The sequence below is a fragment of the Limnohabitans parvus II-B4 genome, from assembly GCF_003063455.1.
GTDB classification, from domain to species: domain Bacteria; phylum Pseudomonadota; class Gammaproteobacteria; order Burkholderiales; family Burkholderiaceae_C; genus Limnohabitans_A; species Limnohabitans_A parvus.
Genome location: NZ_NESN01000001.1, coordinates 77,576 through 92,888, shown reverse-complemented (window position 1 = coordinate 92,888; position 15,313 = coordinate 77,576). Strand labels below are relative to the sequence as shown.

The following is a 15,313-nucleotide window of genomic DNA, read 5'->3' as shown; positions in this document are numbered from 1 at the left end:
CTGGCGGCAATTTTAGGGCTTGATTTCGCAATGCTTCAACCCAAACCCAGCGCCTGCCAAACCCGAATGGCGGCATACGCATCGTTGGCCGCATAAACCAATTGTGATTCGCTCAAGCGGGCATTGGCCCAGTTGCTGGTGGCCGCTTTTTTCGACTTCATGAAGCGCTGGTTGAACAGCACGGCAACGGCACCCTTGACGCCCATGTCTTTGCGGTAACCACGCTGATGGAAAACGGTGTTAAGTTCCAGGATGCCTTGAGGCTCGACACCCAGTTTGTGGATGATGCGTTTGCGGTCGTCACCCAAGCCAAATCCGGCTTTGGCAATGCCTTTGAATGCCAGCAAGTCGGCGGCCACGGCGCGGCATTCGGGTTCGTGCAGCTGAAACACCCAGGCCCGCTCAGCCGTAGCCAGTTGCAGAATGTGTGGTCCGTCAGATTGTTCGCCCACCTTGAAGGTGGGTTTGGATTCGGTGTCAAACCCCCAAGCCCGAGCGACGACAAGTTGGTCATAGGCCCGGCCAGCCTGCGCACCAGTGCTCACCAAGGTGATGCGGTCCAGCCCAAGTCGCTCGAAAGTGGGGAGGAGGGCGATGGCCTCTTTGTCGGGGGTGGCTCGGTGCGTGGTCTGGTTTTGCATGGTTTGGCTGGTGCTCATTCGCGGGCCTGTTTTTTGGCTTTTTTCGAGCCTTCTTTGCGTTGGGCGCGTTCAGCGTCGGCCTTTTTGCCTTCGGCCAGCCATTGGGCAAATTCTTCGGGTGTTTCCAGCGTCACGCGGCCCAAAGCGGCAGATCGGAAATCGTGGATCACCAGCTCGGCCGCTTTGCTCGTGTTCACACGCCCGCCGCTTTGTATCGCGCCGCGTTGGCGGGCAATGGCTTCGAGCATGGTTTCGTCGGTGTGGCTGGCCACGTCTTTGATTTTGTAGCGGGTTTCCAGCGCTTGCGGGTAGTTTGGAATCAGGTAGTTCAGCAACTCCAGTGCCACGACTTCTTCATCAAACGCATTCACGCCAATGGCCCCACTGGCGGCCAAGTTGAAGCCGCTTTGCTCGACGATGATGCGCGGCCACAGCACGCCCGGCGTGTCGTACAGATAAAAGTCATCGGCCAGTGTGATGCGCTGCTCCAGTTTGGTCACGCCCGCTTCGTCGCCGGTTTTGGCAGCGCGTTTGCCTTTGAGGGTGTTGATCAGGGTGGATTTGCCGACGTTGGGGATGCCGCAGATGAGCACACGCATGGGTTTGACCATGCCGCCCCGGTTCGGGGCCAATTGTTGGCAGGCTTCTATCAAGGCTTTGGCAGGCGAGACCATGCTGGTGTCCAGGCCCAGGGCGCGAACTTCGGGCAAGGCGTTGTAGTGGTTTAACCAGGCAGCGGTTTGCACTGGATCGGCCAAGTCTTGCTTGCTCAGGATCTTGAGGCCTGGTTTGCCCTGAATCAGCTCGGCCAGCATGGGGTTGGCGCTGGAGCCGGGCAAGCGGGCGTCGAGCATTTCGATGACGACGTCGATGTCTTTGATGCGTTCCCCAATCGCCTTGCGCGTGAGGTGCATGTGTCCGGGAAACCATTGAATCGCCATAAAAGCCGCTGCCAAGCAAAAAAGTCAAAGAGATGGATTGTCGGTCACTGCGTCCAGACGTAAGGCCTTTGCCACTCGATCTGTGCACCATGAAAAAAGGCAGCCAGGTGGATCACCGTGGCTGCCTTTCGGCGGAAGCAATTGAAAAATTACTTCTTCTTGTTCACAGCGGCTTTGAAAGCGGCACCAGCGCTGAAGCGGGGCACGGTGGCAGCTGCAATTTTCAGCTTCTCGCCAGTGCGTGGGTTCTTGCCAACGCGTGCTGCACGCTTGGCGGCTTTGAAGGTACCAAAGCCAATCAGTTGCACATCTTGTTTCTTGGCAACGGTCTTGGTGATGATTTCAACCAAAGCGCTCACGGCACGGCCGGCAGCTGCTTTGGACATGTCTGTTTCTTTGGCCAATGCCTCAATCAGTTCTGCTTTGTTCATGATTTTCTCCAAATGAATAGAACGGCGAGATTTTGCCATGCAACGTGCGCTTGTTCGCATAAATTTCTCAATTTAATCAACTTCTTTTACCCACATCACTTTACATAATATACATCGTATGAATTTATCAACAACAGAAACGATGGCTGAACAAGCCATTGAACGGTCACACAAGTAAAGTTGACGCTACTTTCCAAGTAAAGTTATAGCTACTCACATATTCCAAGTAAAGTTGACGCTATCAAGGACTGGTGATTTGGCAAGACCAAAACGTTGATGTGCTAACTTCTATCCGATTACGCTTCGTACGGCTTTGTTCTTTGCTGCAGATTTGAGTTTTTTGGGTTGCATGTCGTTGATGCGTGCAAGATAACCTGATGCGCGCTCTGATAGCTGCGTGTTTTGCATCCTCAGCTCGTGCAGTTGCTTGGTCAAATTTCCTGCCACTTCCAGAGCCTCACTTTGATGTCGTATCTGCTTCTTTTTTTCAATCTCCACCTCTGCCTGTAATTTTTTTACTTGTTGGCGCTCGCGATCAATCTCCGCCATCAGTCTTCGTTCTGAAGACACAAACTGTGCCTGAAGCGCTTGGATTTCAGCGCTGTGAGACCGCAGTTGCGCATCGTGACGGCGACGCTCCTCATTGCCTTCGGCAACTTGCTGTTGAAGCGCCAGACGCGATGATGTGAGTTCCTCATCCTTCTTGTTCACAAGCATTTGAAGCTTATGCGCTTGACCTTGTGTTTCGGCATGCTTCAGTTCAAGCGCATCAAGGGCTTGCTTTAATTCTGATGCCTTCTGCGTGAACGCTCCACGCTCAGCTTCAATTTCTGCAAGCACCGTCGTCATTTGCTGTTCTTGCTGACTTGCTGTGTTCGCGAAATCTGCTTTTGATGCTTCAAAAGTACTGTGAGCCTCCTGCAAAGCGCTTTTCCAGAGGGTTTTCATGGCTACTTGCACAGTAGCTGGCAATTCGCTTGTTTTATCGGATTCACCCGTTGGTCCTCTCAAACGCTCTCCCAATGAAGAAAACCAGACCTCCAGCATCGGGCCCACGGTGTTGGGCGATCCACGGCCCAATTTCATGCGAACACGTTCAATGGTCGGTTTGAGTTGCTCACTGAGCAATTCGTCGGCTGCGCCGTTGACATCGGTTTGCTGAACACCCCTTGGACTTTTAACTTGCATCGCCCTGCTCCTTGCTGTAAATTTATCGACGATAAGAGATATTTATCGTGATTTAAAGGATAAAAAGATAAATAATCTTACATGCTATGTAAGATTTCTTCAAAGAAATAAGCCGCCCATGAACTTGCGCCTGCCCACGCTCAAAAATACACCCGCCCTGGAGCCAGAGGCTCTGAGCGAAGTCACCCAACGCGCCGTCGAAGATCTGCTGCGCGAAGGTGAATCAAAAAACACCCTCATCAGCTACCGCAGCGCCTTGCGCTACTGGGCCGCATGGTTTGGTGCACGCTACGGCCGACAAATACAGCTGCCCGTGCCCACCGCCTGTGTGCTCCAGTTTGTCGTCGACCACGCGGATCGAACCACCGACAAAGGCTTGGCGCACGAGTTGCCCATCGAGATCGATCAAGCCCTGGTGAAATCTGGCTTCAAAGGCAAACTCGGCGCACTCGCACACAACACCCTGATTCACCGAATTGCGGTCCTGTCCAAAGCCCACCAAATCGGCGAGTTCAAAAACCCTTGCCACGACCCCAAAGTGCGCGAGCTTCTCTCCCGCACCCGCAAGGCCTACGCCAAACGGGGTGCCCTCCCCCGCAAAAAAGACGCCCTCACCAAAGAGCCTCTTCAAGCCATCTTGCAAACGTGCGATGACTCAGTCATCGGCATCCGCGATAGAGCACTGATCTTGTTCGCCTGGTCCAGTGGCGGGCGCAGGAGATCCGAGGTGGCCAGCGCAGACATACAGTTTTTAAAACGCACCGGCCCCGATGCCTATCTCTACAACTTGGCGTTTTCCAAAACGAACCAGGCCGGAGCAGAACGCGCTGAAAACCACAAACCCATTTTCGGGCTCGCAGCGCAAGCCCTCTCGGCATGGCTCACCGTCAGCCACATCACCAGCGGGGCGATTTTCCGAAGAGTGCGCAAAGGCGGTCACATCGGTGAAGCGCTCTCCCCTGCCGCTGTCAAAGATATCGTTAAAAAGCGATGCTTGTTGGCAGGCATTGACGGCAACTATGCCGCCCACTCCCTGCGCTCAGGGTTCGTGACAGAGGCAGGCTTGCAAAACGTTCCCCTCGCTCAGACCATGGCCATGACGGGGCACCACAGCGTCTCCACCGTGTTGGGTTATTTCCGCATCACACAAGAGGCTGAGGTGACAGACCTTATGAGAGATGCGCGCCCCAACACTTGAAGCTCAACTGGGGTATGAACTTGTATGGAAAATCAGGCACAGGAGATCAAATGAAGACCATCACGCTCTATTTCGCAACCGCAATCGCTGAAATCGTGGGGTGCTACCTGCCCTGGCTCTGGCTCAAGCAAAACGGATCTCCATGGTTGCTGATACCCGCCGGAGTCAGTCTGGCGGCCTTTGCGTGGCTACTGACACTGCACGAAGCTGCCACCGGACGCGTCTACGCTGCTTACGGGGGTGTCTACATCTTTGCAGCTATTCTTTGGCTATGGGCCGTCGACGGCATCCGACCATCGAATTGGGATGTCGCGGGTGTTGCCGTGGCCCTGCTGGGTATGAGCATCATTGCCTTTCAACCGCGCTAGGAACAGATCCTCAATTTGGAGAATGCTTTGAAAAAAGCGCCTTGCTTGCGGATCTCGGAACAGTGTTTACGGGCGCTCAAAGGGACTCGTACCCCTTTGACGCAAATCAGTGCGCCCCATGCACATGGCGCGCGCCTCGCTTGCCCACCGGCCCCACTTCCTTAGAGGCCTGAGCAATTCCGGAAAGTACACCGCACTCACTGACAGCGCCGTTTCCGGCACAACCGGTTCGCAACTCAACAAGTTGCCTTTGCAAGACCTTCAGCTCTCTGATTCGAACCGCCACATGCTTGATGTGCTCATCAACCAAGGCGTTGATGTCAGAACAGTCCTGTGGGGGGGAATCTTTCATGCGCAACAGCGCTCGAATCTCATCCAGGGCCATGTCCAAGCTTCGGCAGTACCGAATGAACGAAAGTCGTTCAACGTGCTCCGGTCCATAGACGCGGTAGTTGCCTTCTGTTCGCCCCGGCTGTGGCAACAAGGCCTCACGCTCGTAGTAGCGAATCGTCTCCACCTGTGTATCGGTGGCCTTGGCGAGCTCTCCAATCCTCATGGTGTCCTCCATCAGCGGTTGACCATATTTTAGGCGCTTGACTCTAAAGTGGCTACAGGGTTTCTAATCGCTGTAACGAGGAAGAAATCATGAGTACAAGTACATCTTGCGAAGGCGCAAAGCCACAGGTCCGCCCGACTGAGAACGGATGTTCAGCCGCTTCCTGCGTACCCTTGGTGCAATCTGAGCAGGACGTGGCGCATATGAACACAGACCAGTCACAGAAAAGGTTCCGTATCTCCAACATGGACTGCGCCTCAGAGGAGTCCGAGATCCGGCGCGCTGTGGATGGCATCCCGGAAATTGAAGCCTTGCGATTCGATCTGGGGGCACGCGTACTGACCATTTCTGCGAGCCAAGCTGCATTGCCAAACGCACTACAGGCGATTCGAAAGGCAGGGTTTAAGCCTGAGCCCATCGACGAAGCCGACAAAAAACCTTCCGGTACAACTAATGCGTCTGCGACGTTTTGGGACATGTGGGGAAAGCTTCTGGCGGCGCTCGGCTTGGCATTGGCAGCAGAGGCGATCGCGTACGCCTTCCCTGCGACGACCTGGATCAAAGCCCTGGGCATGGCCATCGCTTTGGGTGCCATCTTCCTTTCAGGCTTCGGCGTCTACGGAAAAGGCCTGGCTGCGCTGCGGCAAGGACGATTGAACATCAACGCCCTCATGGCAGTAGCCGTCACAGGCGCCTTCTTGATCGGCCAGTGGCCTGAGGCCGCCATGGTGATGGCGCTCTATGCCATTGCAGAGGCCATCGAAGCGCGGGCGGTCGACCGCGCTCGAGGTGCCATCAAAAGCCTTCTTGCCTTGTCACCAGAGCAAGCCGAGGTACGCCAGGCCGACGGCGGCTGGCTTCGGATTGACGTCAAGTCTGTTGCATTGAACTCGGTGGTACGTATCTCTCCGGGTGAGCGTGTTCCGCTTGATGGCACCGTGCTGGCGGGTCAGAGCGCGGTGGATCAATCGCCTTTGACAGGCGAGAGCCTGCCCGTGGACAAAGGACCTGGTGATGAGGTGTTTGCCGGAACCATCAACCAGGCCTCTGCTTTGGAAGTCCGGGTCACATCGCCCGCCTCAGACAGCACGCTCAGCCGGATCATCAAAGCCGTCGAGGAAGCGCAGGCCTCTCGCGCACCGACGCAGCGTTTTGTTGACCAGTTCGCCGCCGTCTACACACCTGCGGTCTTTGCCCTTGCGGTGCTGGTTGCCGTCGTGATGCCCTGGGTGGCCGGGATCACGTGGCTCGAAGCGGTCTACAAGGCTTTGGTCCTGCTTGTGATTGCATGCCCTTGCGCCTTGGTCATCTCCACACCCGTCACGGTGGTGAGTGGTCTGGCCGCAGGGGCACGGCGGGGTATCTTGATCAAGGGAGGCGTTTACCTGGAGGAAGCCCGAAAGATCAAAGCCGTCGCTTTGGACAAAACCGGCACCATCACCGAAGGGAAGCCCAAATTGGTGGCGTTCGAGCCCATCGCGCCCGACGAGCCTGAGCAAGGGGTAGAACTGCTCGCAAAGAGCCTGGCTGCGCGTTCAGACCACCCGGTCTCGAAAGCGATTGCTCAAGGCCTAGCGGTACAAGCCCAAGAAGTCGAAGCATTTGAAGCTGTCGCAGGTCGTGGCGTCCAGGGGGTGATCGATGGCCACCCCTACATCCTGGCCAATCACCGCTGGATCGAAGAGCGCGGCCAGTGTTCTGCGCCATTGGAAGCACGCCTCGCAGTTCATGAAGAGGCAGGACGAACTGTGACCATTTTGGCCAATCGGGACCGGGTGATCGCGCTCTTCGCTGTAGCGGACACGATCAAACCGTCATCGATCGAGGCCATTTCCGAGATGAAGGCGCTGGGGGTCGTTCCCATCATGTTGACCGGTGATAACGCCGCAACGGCGCGCACCGTCGGACACTTGGCAGGCATTTCAGAAATCCGAGGCAACCTGCTGCCTGAGGACAAGCTCAAGGCGATTGAAGAGTTCCAAGGAAGATACGGTGTGACGGCCATGACCGGTGACGGCATCAATGATGCCCCGGCACTTGCAAAGGCGAACATTGGCTTTGCGATGGGCGCTGCGGGCACTCACACGGCCATGGAAGCGGCCGACGTCGTCGTCATGAACGACGACCTGCGCCGCTTGCCCGAGACGATTCGCCTCTCCAAACGTACCCATGTCATTTTGTGGCAGAACATCACCCTGGCTCTGGGCATCAAGGCGGTATTCCTGCTCATGGCCATCTTTGATGACGCGTCTATGTGGATGGCGGTCTTTGCCGACATGGGCGCAAGCTTGTTGGTGGTTTTCAATGGGCTTCGGCTTCTCAAGGCAGTCAAGTGATGGCTCCCAGGCAGCTGTAAACCTCTCCCATTGCCTCAGGATTACTGAGGCCAACGCCTCGTCCCGTGATCAAGTAAGCCTGAATCGACTAAACTATTAACTTATGAAAAAGTTCTTGGCAATCTTCTTGCTGGTTCTGTTGCCCTTGCAATACAGCTGGGCAGCAATGGCAAGCTATTGCGAGCACGAAACCAGTGTGACTGCCAAGCACCCTGGTCACCACACCCATGACCATGCGTCAATTGACCAGCAAGAGTCCAGCAAAAATGCCCCTCAATCGGCGGGCATGGACCATGACTGTGCCACTTGTCATATGGGTTGTGCCGCTGCCCTGGTCAGCGATCTGAGCAAGACCACATTAGCAGCCTCTGACGATCACCCACTTCACCTTCAGGTCATTGCTTCTCATATGGCAAGTGAACGTCCTGAACGGCCTCAATGGCCCGTGCTTGCCTGATCGGCGAGCCTCGGGTTTCCTTACCTTTCCCTCTTTTCGAATCCCCTGTGTGCGGATGCACATGACGCTTTGCGCGTTGTGCGTCATCGCCTAGCGACGTGTTGTCGCTGCTCGCTGATCTCCTTGGATGTTTTCACCATTGGAGATGAGCTATGAGTTTGTACAAAAAAAGATCGGCACCGATTCGAATCGCGCTGTCGGTCATGACCCTGAGTGGCTTGGTGCTGACGGCCCAAGCACAAGGCACATCCGCCGCCGCGTTGAGTGGCTCGGTGTCCTTGAAAGATGTTTTCGAAACGGCGTGGCAAAGGCAACCCGAGGCGTACGCGCTTCAATCGCGTCGCGATGCTGCCCAGGCCCAGGCCAAAGCCGCGTCGATGTTGTCCCCCGAGCCGCCCTCGCTGGAGATAAGTCAGCGATCAGACCGGATGACAGGCAACAGCGGTGCGCGGGAAGCTGAGGTGGGTATCGCCGTTCCCATCTGGCTACCCGGACAACGCACAGCCAGTGCCGATCTGGCGCAAGCTGAAATCTCGTTGGTTGAGCGCAAGCTGCTCGCCTCACAACTGCGGCTCGCTTCTTCCGTCAGGGATGCTTGGTGGGGCTGGTTGCGAGCTCGCGTCGATGCTGAACTGGCGAGCGAACAACTGGCCAATGCACAACGCCTCGCCGCTGATGTTGCCAAACGGACCAACGCGGGTGATCTGGCAAAGTCCGACCAGCATCAAGCCGAAGGCGCTGTCGCTGCGGCCCAAGCGCATGCCGCCCAAGCTCAAGCTGCATCTGCCGCAGCCTTGGCACAAGTGATGGCGCTGACAGGCAGGACGGCTCAGGCAGACTTGACAGTCAACGCGGCGGTGGAGCCTGCGCCAGATTCGACCCCACATACGGTTGCGGCAGTGGGGCATCCCTTGTTGGCTGAACTGGAGGACCGCATCACGATGGCCGAGCGGACGGCTCAGCTGATCAGCGCCCAGAGGCGATCCAACCCGGAACTCACGGTGGCCACCACGCGCGGCCGTGGGGCATTTGGAGAACGCTATGGCCAGACTGTGCTGATTGGCATTCGCGTGCCCTTGGGTGCAGGCCCTAGGCATGACGCCCGTCTTGCGACTGCACAAGCCGAAGCGATAGAAGTGCAGTCACAACTGGTCCTCGAGCAGGCGCGCATTCAAGCCGACAAACAAGGCGCTGCTGCTCGTCTGGAGGCCGCACGCACTCAACTTGATGCTGCGCAGCGACGAGCCCAGCTGGCCAACGAGTCCCGCAGCTTTTTTGACAAGTCGTTCGGGCTGGGCGAGACAGATCTGCCCACACGCTTGCGCATTGAAGCAGAGGCTGCAGAGGCCGCGAGACAAGCCGCTCGAAGCCGAATTGACCTGGCCTCCGCCATTTCGGCATTGCGGCAGTCCTTGGGCCTGCTGCCTCAGTGATGCTGACACCCCTCAAAAATTCAAGGAACACCATGAAGATCATTCATTCAACAGTCGCCACCTTTATGGCGGTGATATTCACATTACTCAGTCCTATGGCCATTGCCGGTGAGGGTCACGATCACGCGGAAGCTGCGCCAAAAACCCAGGGCACAGCACTGCCGCGTTTCGTCGCGGTTTCAGAGGATCTGGAAATGGTCGGCATTGTCAATGGCAAGCAGCTGACGATTTACCTGGACCGTTTTACAGACAACAGTCCGGTCAATGACGCCCAAATTGACATCGATATACAAGGCGGCAAATACAAAGCCGAAAAACATGGCGTAGGTGAATACGAAGTCATCCTCAAGGACACCCTCAAACCTGGCGTCATTGCCATCACCGCAACCATTCAGGCCGGTGAACTGAACGACCTGCTGACTGGCGAACTCGATTTGCACGAGGACGAAGATGAACCTGTCAGTGGCTCTTCTTGGAAAGGCATCGCCCTGTGGATCGGCGGGGGGTTATTGGCCCTGATGGCATTAGGCGCGATCGTTCGCTTTCGTCAACAAGCTCGTACGGCCTAAGGAGCCTCAGCATGAAAACAATCAACACTTCAAAAAAACGCCACTGGATGGCACTGGCCACTGCTTTGACCCTTGCAGGTGCTGCGCTGCCTACGTACGCGGGCGAAGGCCATGACCACGGCGCTGCGCCTGCGACGGCCAATGCCAATGGTCCACAGCGCATGGCCGATGGCAGCGTGTTTCTGCCCAAACCAGCCCAACGCCAACTGAATGTGCGCACGATGGTGGTGGAAACCGCTGAGGTGCCACGCGCCTTTGAACTCAATGGTCAGGTACTGATGGACCCCAACGCTGGGGGCAAAGTCCAGCCCATCAACGCCGGACGCATAGAACCCGGCCCTAATGGCCTGCCCAACGCAGGGCAAACCGTGAAGAAGGGACAGGTATTGGCCTACGTGGTCCCAGCGGTCGCCCCCCTGGAGCGGGCCAGCCAGTTGACTCAATTGGCCGAATTTCGCGCTGCCAAAGCGCTTGCTGAAAAGCGTTTGGCACGTTTGCGCGAGTTATCAGATACCGTACCGCGCAAGGAAGTGGAAGCCGCAGAGAGTGATGTGCTCAGCCTGACCGACCGCATGTCGGCCGTTGGTGGCGGCCTCAGCAGCAAAGAAGCACTGGTCGCGCCCGTTTCTGGCGTGATTGCCTCGGCGCATGTCGTGGCAGGCCAAGTGGTGGACACGCGTGAATTGATTTTTGAAATTGTCGACCCGAAGCGGCTGCGTATCGAAGCCTTGGCTTTTGATAGCTCAGTGGCCAACAACATCGGCGGTGCCACATTGGCTGTCGGCGACCAGCGCACGCCACTGGTTTTCATGGGTGCAGCGCGCAGTTTGCGCGAGCAAGCGCTGCCGCTGAACTTCCAAGTGCAAAGCCCGGAACTACTAGGTCTGGCCGTTGGACAGCCCGTCAAAGTCTATGTGCAGTCCAAGCAAAAGACACAGGGTATTGCGGTCCCCCAGTCGGCAGTGATGAAAAACGCTGCCAATCAGAACGTGGTGTGGGTCAAGTCTGCAGCTGAGCAGTTTGAACCCCGCACAGTTACGTTCGAGCCCCTGGATGGAGCGCGTGTCACGGTGATCTCGGGCTTGAAGTCTGGCGATCGTGTGGCGACCCAAGGTGCCACGCTCATCAACCAAGTCCGTTAAAGGGGTCACGATATGTTCAAGTGGCTTCTCGAAAATAGCCTGACCAACCGGCTTCTGGTGTTGATAGCGGGTGCCGTGTTGATGGCTTACGGGGCATTCACATTGTCTCGAACGCCAGTCGATGTCTTTCCCGACCTCAACAAACCGACCGTGACGATCATGACCGAGGCGGGTGGCATGGCCCCCGAAGAGGTCGAGCAACTGATTACCTTTCCTCTGGAGACGGCCATGAATGGCTTGCCTGGGGTCGAATCGGTTCGTTCGACCTCCTCTGCTGGCCTGTCCTTTTTGTATGTCACCTTCAACTGGGACACGGAGATTTTTCGGGCACGCCAACTGGTGTCTGAACGCCTCTCGTCCATGGAAGATGGTTTGGCTGCCGGGGTGATACCCCGCATGGGGCCGATCAGCTCCATCATGGGTGAGATCATGCAGATCGCTATTCCTGTCGATCCGCAGAAAATCTCCCCTATGGCCGTACGTGAGTACGCCGACTGGGTGCTCCGGCCGCGACTCCTAGCCATACCGGGCGTTGCACAGATCATCCCCATTGGCGGTGAAGTGCGCCAGTTTCAGGTGCAGCCCAATACAGCGCGTATGTCGGACTTGGGCATCTCCTTGGACCAGTTGGAGTCGGCGTTGCGCGGGTTTTCGGCCAACACCTCGGGGGGGTTTCTGGAACTTAACGGGCGCGAGTACCTGATTCGAAATCTTGGTCGCACTTCACGCCTGGAGGACTTGCGCAATCTGGCCATCACCGCCAAGAACGGTCAGCCCATCTTGTTGCGCCAGATCGCTGAGGTCACTTTTGCCGCAGCCATCAAACGTGGGGATGCAGGCTTTGAGGGCAAGCCAGCCGTGATTCTGGGCGTTCAAAAGCAACCCACCGCTGACACGACCCGTTTGACACAGTCGATTGAAGAAGCGATTACGGATCTCAAGGCATCCCTTCCTGAGGGGATGGAGGCACCCCGTGTGACCTTCCGCCAGGCCAGCTTCATTGAGGCGTCGATCTCGACGCTGCAAGGCAAGTTGATCGGTGCGTCGCTGTTTGTGGCCGCGATCCTTTTCTTCTTCTTGGGCACAGTTCGACCCACCATCATCGCGCTCACCGCCATCCCAGTGTCCATCTTCATCACGGCACTGGTGTTCAAGTATTTTGGCTTGTCGATCAACACCATGACGCTGGGGGGGCTGGCGATTGCCATTGGCGGACTGGTGGACGATGCCGTGGTGGATGTGGAAAACATCTTGCGGCGCATGAAAGAAGACCGTGCCAAGGACCCAAGCCAGCGCCTGTCGCTGCTCGCGCTCGTGGCCAAGGCGTCCATGGAAGTCCGCTCGGCGATCCTCTATGCGACAGTGATCATCGTGCTGGTCTTCCTTCCGCTTTTTGCTTTGCCTGGCCTGGAAGGCAAGTTGTTTGTCCCACTGGGCATCGCCTTCATCATCTCGACGTTGGCTTCTTTGCTGGTGTCGGTGACGATAACCCCGGTGCTGAGCTACTACCTGCTGCCGGGCATGAAAAACCTGGACCATGGCGACACCAAAGTGCTGGCATGGCTCAAGCAAGGCTACAAAGGCAGTTTGCAAAAAGTGCTGGACAAGCCACGCGTGGCGATAACCAGTGCATGTGTGGCGGTAGTGTTTGCAGCGGCGGCTGTTCCGTTTTTTCCGACTACCTTCTTGCCTCCTTTCAATGAAGGCACCTTGCTGGTGGGTATACGGCTGAACCCAGGCGTCACATTGACAGAGTCCTCTGACCTTGCACGCCAGGCTGAAGTGCTGGTCAAACAGGTTCCCGAAGTTCTGCATGTGGGCAGACGCAGCGGACGTGCTGAACTCGATGAGCATGCCGAAGGTGTTCATGTCAGCGAATTGGACGTGGGCATCAAACCCTCAGGCGAGTTGACGCGCTCAATGGATGAGGTCCGTGCCGACATCCGTGCACGCTTGGTCAACCTGCCTGCTTCGATTGAGGTGGGGCAACCCATCTCACACCGCATCGACCACATGCTGTCTGGGGTGCGCTCCCAAATCGCCATCAAGATTTTTGGCGAAGACCTGGACGTGCTGCGCGGGCAAGCCGATGCGCTGCGCTCACGGCTGTCAGGCATCGAGGGCATAGCCGACTTGCAAATCGAAAAACAAGTTCTTGCGCCCCAGATCAAGGTACGGTTGGACTATGCGGCAGCGGCGCAATACGGCCTGTCTGGCGCGCAAGTGCTTGCCACACTGCAGACCCTGGTGGAAGGTGAACGTGTCACGCAAATCATGGAGGGAGGTCGCCGCTTTGCGCTGGTTGTGCGTTTACCAGAATCCGCACGATCGCTGGAAGGCTTGGGCCAGGTGTTGATCGAAACACCCTCGGGCAGAATTCCGCTGTCCAAAATCGCAACGATTGAAGACGCCGACGGTCCCAACCAAATCAGTCGGGACAACGGCAAGCGGCGTATCGTGATTTCTGCCAACGCTTCGGGCCGCCCATTGTCAGAAGTTGTGGCCGACATACGCAAAGTGACGGCGGATTCACGATTGCCAGAGGGCTACTTCATCACCCTCGGAGGTCAGTTCCAGGCGCAAGAAGAAGCCTCACGCTTGATCTCTTTGCTCTCGGTGGTCTCTGTGGTGTTGATGTTTGTGGTGCTTTACAGCCGCTACAAGTCTGCCGTTTTGTCGGCCTTGATCATGGTGAACATTCCCTTGGCGCTCGTGGGAGCCGTGTTGGGTCTTTGGCTGTCAGGTCAGCCCTTGTCGGTGGCCGCCCTGGTCGGCTTCATTACGCTGGCTGGCATTTCGGTACGAAACGGTATTTTGAAAGTCAGCCATTACATCAACCTCATGCGCTTTGAAGGAGAGTCCTTCACCAAGCCCATGATCTTGCGCGGCTCGATGGAACGTTTGAGCCCGGTGTTGATGACGGCCTTGGTGACTGCCTTCGCATTGGCACCATTGCTCTTCGAGGCCGAACGCCCCGGCACCGAAATTTTGCACCCGGTCGCCGTGGTGATTTTCTCGGGCTTGATCAGCTCGACGCTGCTCGACACCTTTCTGACGCCTGCCATGTTTTGGCTCTTTGGCCGCAAACCTGCCGAGGCGCTTTTACAAGACAAAGATGCTGAAGCATTCTGACCATTCATTCGTTTCTTCAACCTCAACCAAAACCTCAAAAGGACATCTCATGAAATTTCACACGCTTTTGATCACTTCGTCGCTTTTTCTCAGCGGACTCGCATGGGCAGGGCCACACGATACAGATCACAAACCCATGCAAGGGGGTGTTTTGACCACCGTCAAGGATGTTGACTACGAACTGGTCGCCAAACCTGATGTGCTGCAGTTGTTCGTGCGTGACCATGGCAAACCCGTTGACGTGAGTAAAACGACGGCAAAAGTCACACTGCTTTCTGGCGCTGACAAGCAAGAAGTTGAGTTGAAACCAACAGGCGACAAGCTTGAAGCCAAAGGTAGCTTCAAGGTAGCTCCTGGGACAAAGGTTGTTGCTCAATTCAGTTCAGCTGGGAAAACCACTTCTGCACGTTTTGTTCTGAAATGAGGCGTTTACAACTTACTTGTTTTTGCCACAAATGGTGGATCAATTTTGGGAAAATATTATGAAAACTTGGATTACTAAAACAATCGTCGTCTCAGCTTGTGTACTTGGCATCGCAGGCTGCGCTTCACCGGTTGATCGAATCGCTGAGAAGCCGCATTGCCATACGGATCGAGGAAGAAATGCTTACTGCACCAAAGATCCTGCACCCAGCATTGCCAAAGATGATGAAGCAAAGTTGTTTGCCTCAGTGCCTGAAGCTCTGACGGTTTACGTCGTGCGTTATTGGGGCGACGGACATCATCCGTTGGACATTTCTGTGGATGGTGCGTATTCCAGTGATGTTGACCAATCAATCCAGCAACGTGACCAACTAGTCCAATCGTTGTAACCATCGACAGCTATCGGCCAGAAGCGGTCGCCGGCATGCTCGTCCTGGAAGTCCGTTCTGGGGCGAACAGCTACTCAAGGCACGGTACTCCTTGCTCAGTGCACGCCTG

At 56.3% G+C, this 15,313-nt stretch carries 15 protein-coding genes; 10 read left to right on the top strand and 5 right to left on the bottom strand.

What is annotated here, in order from left to right; translation table 11 throughout:
* Positions 1-35: 35 nt before the first annotated feature.
* The 4 genes from B9Z37_RS00415 to B9Z37_RS00400 form a co-directional block, all read right to left on the bottom strand.
* The gene (locus tag B9Z37_RS00415; protein ID WP_108311104.1) at positions 36-659 is read right to left on the bottom strand and encodes a 3'-5' exonuclease; all 624 of its coding nucleotides are present in this window, start codon (positions 657-659) and stop codon (positions 36-38) included.
* Positions 656-1,582: a ribosome biogenesis GTPase YlqF gene (gene ylqF, locus B9Z37_RS00410; RefSeq protein WP_108311103.1), complete on the bottom strand. Its 927-nt coding sequence runs from the start codon at positions 1,580-1,582 to the stop codon at positions 656-658. Before ylqF ends, B9Z37_RS00415 begins: the two co-directional genes overlap by 4 nt.
* A gap of 149 nt (positions 1,583-1,731) precedes the next feature.
* A complete protein-coding gene (locus tag B9Z37_RS00405) occupies positions 1,732-2,013 on the bottom strand; it encodes an HU family DNA-binding protein (protein WP_108286887.1) in 282 nt (93 codons plus the stop codon).
* Between the two features lie 288 nt (positions 2,014-2,301).
* Positions 2,302-3,201: a DNA-binding protein gene (locus B9Z37_RS00400; RefSeq protein WP_090142688.1), complete on the bottom strand. Its 900-nt coding sequence runs from the start codon at positions 3,199-3,201 to the stop codon at positions 2,302-2,304.
* A gap of 124 nt (positions 3,202-3,325) precedes the next feature.
* Here B9Z37_RS00400 and B9Z37_RS00395 point away from each other — a divergent pair, with 124 nt between their 5' ends.
* Both B9Z37_RS00395 and B9Z37_RS00390 read left to right on the top strand, forming a co-directional pair.
* Positions 3,326-4,399: a site-specific integrase gene (locus B9Z37_RS00395; protein WP_228769245.1), complete on the top strand. Its 1,074-nt coding sequence runs from the start codon at positions 3,326-3,328 to the stop codon at positions 4,397-4,399.
* Between the two features lie 50 nt (positions 4,400-4,449).
* Complete coding sequence (locus tag B9Z37_RS00390) at positions 4,450-4,767, top strand: YnfA family protein (protein WP_053176984.1); 318 nt, start codon at positions 4,450-4,452, stop codon at positions 4,765-4,767.
* Positions 4,768-4,873: 106 nt separating this feature from the next.
* Here B9Z37_RS00390 and cadR read toward each other — a convergent pair whose 3' ends face one another.
* Positions 4,874-5,323, bottom strand: coding sequence for a Cd(II)/Pb(II)-responsive transcriptional regulator (cadR, locus tag B9Z37_RS00385; protein ID WP_100119145.1), 450 nt, complete (start codon positions 5,321-5,323; stop codon positions 4,874-4,876).
* Between the two features lie 89 nt (positions 5,324-5,412).
* Here cadR and B9Z37_RS00380 point away from each other — a divergent pair, with 89 nt between their 5' ends.
* From B9Z37_RS00380 to B9Z37_RS14250, 8 genes are all read left to right on the top strand, one after another.
* Positions 5,413-7,659 carry a heavy metal translocating P-type ATPase gene (locus B9Z37_RS00380; RefSeq protein ID WP_108311102.1) on the top strand — a complete coding sequence of 749 codons (2,247 nt, stop codon included), beginning with the start codon at positions 5,413-5,415 and terminating at the stop codon, positions 7,657-7,659.
* Between the two features lie 103 nt (positions 7,660-7,762).
* Complete coding sequence (czcI, locus tag B9Z37_RS00375; RefSeq protein ID WP_108311101.1) at positions 7,763-8,116, top strand: cation efflux protein, CzcI family; 354 nt, start codon at positions 7,763-7,765, stop codon at positions 8,114-8,116.
* 152 nt (positions 8,117-8,268) lie between these two features.
* On the top strand, positions 8,269-9,549 hold the full coding sequence (locus tag B9Z37_RS00370) for a TolC family protein (protein WP_108311100.1): 1,281 nt from the start codon (positions 8,269-8,271) through the stop codon (positions 9,547-9,549).
* Positions 9,550-9,581: 32 nt separating this feature from the next.
* Complete coding sequence (locus B9Z37_RS00365; RefSeq protein WP_240606581.1) at positions 9,582-10,118, top strand: hypothetical protein; 537 nt, start codon at positions 9,582-9,584, stop codon at positions 10,116-10,118.
* Positions 10,119-10,129: 11 nt separating this feature from the next.
* Positions 10,130-11,260: an efflux RND transporter periplasmic adaptor subunit gene (locus B9Z37_RS00360; protein WP_108311098.1), complete on the top strand. Its 1,131-nt coding sequence runs from the start codon at positions 10,130-10,132 to the stop codon at positions 11,258-11,260.
* 12 nt (positions 11,261-11,272) lie between these two features.
* Entirely contained in the window at positions 11,273-14,392 is a 3,120-nt protein-coding gene (locus B9Z37_RS00355) for an efflux RND transporter permease subunit (protein ID WP_108311097.1), read from the top strand.
* Between the two features lie 49 nt (positions 14,393-14,441).
* Positions 14,442-14,816 (top strand): hypothetical protein, encoded by a 375-nt coding sequence (locus B9Z37_RS00350; protein ID WP_019425173.1) that lies wholly within the window; start codon positions 14,442-14,444, stop codon positions 14,814-14,816.
* A gap of 16 nt (positions 14,817-14,832) precedes the next feature.
* The gene (locus B9Z37_RS14250) at positions 14,833-15,204 is read left to right on the top strand and encodes a hypothetical protein (protein WP_146179676.1); all 372 of its coding nucleotides are present in this window, start codon (positions 14,833-14,835) and stop codon (positions 15,202-15,204) included.
* The last annotated feature ends 109 nt before the right edge of the window (positions 15,205-15,313 follow it).